Raw genomic sequence first — 4,477 nt, 5'->3', positions numbered from 1 at the left:
GCCTGCTTCGCGGGTAAACCCGCTCTCACAAGGCCGCAATGCGGCCCCTGAGCATCGGATCAGTTACGGTCCAGCCACACAGTCTGGGCATTGGTGAACTCACGCACGCCAAAGTGCGACAGTTCACGCCCGAAGCCGCTTTTCTTCACCCCGCCAAACGCCACGCGAGGGTCGGAAGCGCAATAGCCGTTGATGAACACGCCGCCGGTATCCAGCGCCGCGGTCATGCGCTCGGCCAGCGCGTAGTCGGCGGTGTAGATGGTCGAGGCCAGGCCGAACTCGCTGTCGTTGGCCAGCTCCACCGCATGCTCCGCATCACGTGCGCTGATGATCGCCGCCACCGGCCCGAACAGCTCCTGCTTGAACGCAGTCATCTGCGGGGTGACGTTGGCGAACACGGTCGGCGCGTAGAAGTTGGCAACGCCATCGACCTTGTGGCCGCCCAGCAGCAGGGTGGCGCCTTCGGCGATGGTCGCCTGGACCTGGCCATCCAGCTCGTCGCGCAGGTCGTAACGGGCCATCGGGCCGATGTAGGTATCTTCTTCCAGCGGGTTGCCGACCTTCAGCTCGCGGGTGGCCTCGACGAACTTGCGGGTGAATTCGTCAACGATGCTTTCCTCGACGATCAGGCGCTTGGCCGCAGCGCAGACCTGGCCGGTGTTCTGGTATCGGCCGATCACGGCTGCTTTCACGGCGGCATCCAGGTCGGCGTCGGCCAGCACGATGAACGGGTCGGAACCGCCCAGCTCCAGCACGCACTTCTTCAGCGCCGCGCCGGCTTGCGCACCAATCGCCATGCCGGCACGCACGCTGCCAGTCAGGGTCACCGCGGCGATGCGCGGGTCGTTGATGGCTCGGGTGACGCCGTCCGGGGTCACGTTCAGCACTTCGAACACGCCTTCCGGCAGGCCGGCATCCTTGAACAGCTCGCCCAGCAGGTAGGCACTGCCCATCACGTTCGGCGCATGCTTGAGTACATAGGTGTTGCCGGCCAGGATCGCCGGCACTGCGCCGCGCAATACCTGCCAGACCGGGAAGTTCCACGGCATCACGGCCAGGATAGGGCCCAGCGGGCGGTATTCGATGCGGGCTTTCTCGACCTGGGTCGGCTCGGCGGCGAGCATGGCCGGGCCATGTTCGGCGTACCAGCGGCACAGGCCGACGCACTTGCCGACTTCACCACGGGCCTGGGCGACAGGCTTGCCGATTTCGCGGCTGATCATTTGCGCGAAGGCTTCGGCCTTGGTTTCGAGGGTGCTGGCCAGGGCAAGCAGGTACTCGCTGCGTTGACCCAGCGACACCTGGCGCCACTGGCGGTAGCCAACCTTGGCGCGTTGCAGCGCCGCTTCCAGTGCGGCGTCGGTGTCGAACGGGTAGGCGCCGATCTGCTCGCCGCTGTACGGGTCGAGGGAGATGGCGTGGGTCAGGCTGCTGATCGCGCTCATGGCGGGACACTCTCGTTGTTGTGGAACCGTGACGCCAGACTAGTGGGCTATGGCTTTAATGAAAACTGAATAATAATGAGCGAAACATTCACGTTTGGAGAAAGGCTGTGGACCTGGTGCAACTGGAGATCTTCAAGGCTGTGGCAGAACAGGGCAGCATCAGTGCCGCCGCGCAGCATATCCATCGGGTGCCGTCGAACCTGACCACGCGTATCAAGCAACTGGAGGAGGACCTGGGCGTGGAGCTGTTCATCCGCGAAAAGAGCCGCCTGCGCCTGTCCCCCGCGGGCTGGAACTTCCTCGAGTACACCCGGCGCATCCTCGACCTGGTGCACGAGGCGCGGTTGACCGTGGCCGGTGAAGACCCGCAGGGCACCTTCGCACTGGGGTCGCTGGAAAGCACAGCGGCGGTGCGCATCCCGGCCTTGCTGGCGGCCTATAACCAGCGCTACCCCAAGGTCGACCTGGACCTGTCCACCGGGCCCTCCGGGACCATGCTCGAAGGTGTGCTGTCCGGGCGCCTGGTGGCGGCGTTCGTCGACGGGCCGGTGCTGCACCCGACGCTGGAGGGCATGCCAGTGTTCGAGGAAGAAATGATGGTCATCGCGCCACTCAACCATGCCCCGGTAACCCGCGCCCAGGACGTCAACGGCGAAAGCATCTACGCCTTCCGCGCCAACTGCTCGTACCGCCACCACTTCGAGAACTGGTTCGTGCAGGACCAGGCGGTGCCGGGCAAGATCCACGAAATGGAGTCGTACCACGGGATGCTGGCCTGCGTCAGCGCCGGTGCCGGCCTGGCCATGATGCCGCGCAGCATGCTCGACAACATGCCAGGTTGCAGTACCGTCAGTGCCTGGCCGATGTCGGAGGACTTCCGCTACCTGAAAACCTGGCTGGTGTGGCGCCGGGGCACGGTATCGCGCAGTTTGAGCATGTTCGTGAAATTGCTCGAGGAAGGGCGCGCAACCTGATTTTGCAGCACGATATTCACACCAATGACGCGAATTTCATCCAGACGACCATGCATCTGCACGAACGCCGTTACGTCCGAAGGATCAGATAATAGGTAAGCCATCCTCGAAAGGAGGGTCGTACCATGCGTAACCATCACTATGCCCTCGGCGCGGCACTGCTGGTCGCCTTGGCACTGCCATGGACCTTGGCGGCCGCCGCCGACCTCAATGCCCCCATCGACATGCAGGCCGTGCAATTGCAACAGCAGGAGCAGAACGGCGTCCGCTACCTGCAAGGCGGCATCGGCCAGGATGAAGCCAACGCCCTGCGCAAGACCCCGGGCTACGACCTGCACGTGGAACTTTCCACCGGCCCGGAAGGCAAGTTCCAGAGCGGTGCCACCGTCGACATCCAGAATGCACAGGGCCAGCCCGTGCTCAGCGTTACGGATGCCGGGCCGCTGCTGTATGTGCAGTTGCCTCCCGGCAAATACAAAGTGACGGGCAACGCCCAGGGTGAGACGGTGCAGCAATTGGTGACCGTGAATGGCAAGACCCCCGCGACCGTGAACCTGAACTGGCGTTGATGGAAAAACGGGCAGGAGTACGGATGTGCTCCTGCCCGAAAGGAGCGCATCCCCATGAGCCTGAATCTTCAGCTGGAGATGTTGGACGAGCGGGGCTATGTGTTGCTCCCCGATGTGCTCGAGCCCTTGCGTATCGCCTTGCTGCGCTGCGCTATCGATGACCTGCAGCCCATCCATTGGGATTACCAGGGGCTGCTGGAACACTACAAATGCGTTTTCAACCGCAACCCTTTGTGGCTGCCCTTTCTCGACCTGCCCCCGCTGATTGCCCTGGCCGAAGCGGCACTGGGCGCCGACTGCCACGTGATCGGCCAGACCGCCTGGCGCAGCCACCCGGGCTACCCCGGCATGGCCCTGCACCTGGACCATCTGCCCATGCAGTTGCCCGCCTGGCTGAGCGAGCGCGGCGACTTCATCCAGCCCCCACAGATTCTGACTGCGCAGTTGTACCTCAGCGATATCGACCATCACATCGGGCCGACCTGGATTGTGCCCGGCAGCCACCGCGCGGCTCGGCCTCCGCAGGCTGGCGAGCAACACTGGCAGGGCCGTGAGGCCCAGCCGGTGCTGTGCAAGGCAGGGGACGCGCTGGTGTTTCGCAGTGATGTCTGGCACAGCGGCGGGGCCAACTGCACCCAGTCACGCGAGCGCGACATGCTGCAAGTGCACTATGGCCGGCGCATGGTCGCGCAGAAGTTTTCGCCGTACCTGAACTGGCGCTTCAACCCGCAGGTGCTGGAGGAGGCCACACCCAGGCAAAGGCGCCTGCTGGGTGAACACGAAGAGGCGGAATACGACTGACCACTGCTGTTCGGCATGGCAGATGCTGGCGCAGGGTATTAGCCAATGGTGGCAATTACTTTCAACTTTCTGTTTATCTGGTCGATAATCAGAAAAGTATTACTTCGTGTGACCGGTCTGGATGCATCCGGTCAGCGCATAAGCTCGAGGGGCCCAAGCCCCCACTTGCCGTATAGACCATCAGGAGAAGTCATTGATGAAAACCCGTCTAGCAGCTTCGCTGGCTGCTGCAGTGCTGGCCTTTGCCGGAACAAATCTGGCTCAGGCAGCACAGGTGACCGGCGCCGTCGGCGCCACTGGCCAAGGCGACATGACCTACCGTATCGGCCTGTCGTTCGACTGGGACAAGAAATGGCTGGAAAGCAGCACCGGTCACCTGACCGGGTACTGGGATGCGGCCTACACCTATTGGGAAGGCGGTGAGGCCAGTGGTGCGCACTCGCTGTCGTTCAGCCCGGTGTTCACCTACGAGTTCAGCGGTTTCACCTATACCCCGTACATCGAGGCCGGCATTGGCCTGGCGGCGTTTTCCAAGACCGATGTGGGCGACCAGCGCCTGGGCTCGTCGGTCAACTTCGAAGACCGCATCGGTTTCGGCCTGAAACTGCCGGGGGAGCAGAAGGTGGGGATCCGCGCCATGCATTACTCCAACGCGGGGCTCAAGCAGCCTAACGACGGCATCGAATCG

General features: G+C 63.3%; 5 protein-coding genes. 4 read left to right on the top strand and 1 reads right to left on the bottom strand.

Features of this window, described 5'->3' with window-relative positions:
* Nucleotides 1-59 precede the first annotated feature (59 nt).
* The gene (locus ACK1U9_RS16165; protein WP_108481515.1) at nt 60-1,445 is read right to left on the bottom strand and encodes an aldehyde dehydrogenase family protein; all 1,386 of its coding nucleotides are present in this window, start codon (nt 1,443-1,445) and stop codon (nt 60-62) included.
* A gap of 107 nt (nt 1,446-1,552) precedes the next feature.
* Between ACK1U9_RS16165 and ptrR the strand changes: the two genes are divergently transcribed.
* The 4 genes from ptrR to ACK1U9_RS16145 all read left to right on the top strand — a co-directional run.
* Nucleotides 1,553-2,419: a putrescine utilization regulator PtrR gene (gene ptrR / locus ACK1U9_RS16160; RefSeq protein ID WP_013972688.1), complete on the top strand. Its 867-nt coding sequence runs from the start codon at nt 1,553-1,555 to the stop codon at nt 2,417-2,419.
* 125 nt (nt 2,420-2,544) lie between these two features.
* Nucleotides 2,545-2,988: a hypothetical protein gene (locus ACK1U9_RS16155; protein ID WP_046614223.1), complete on the top strand. Its 444-nt coding sequence runs from the start codon at nt 2,545-2,547 to the stop codon at nt 2,986-2,988.
* Nucleotides 2,989-3,042: 54 nt separating this feature from the next.
* A complete protein-coding gene (locus ACK1U9_RS16150) occupies nt 3,043-3,789 on the top strand; it encodes a phytanoyl-CoA dioxygenase family protein (protein ID WP_046614222.1) in 747 nt (248 codons plus the stop codon).
* A gap of 196 nt (nt 3,790-3,985) precedes the next feature.
* The coding region (locus ACK1U9_RS16145) for an acyloxyacyl hydrolase (protein WP_449110012.1) at nt 3,986-4,477 on the top strand (492 nt) is incomplete at its 3' end.

This window comes from Pseudomonas sp. XP1 (assembly GCF_053557675.1).
This window is presented reverse-complemented; position numbering and strand designations above follow the sequence as displayed.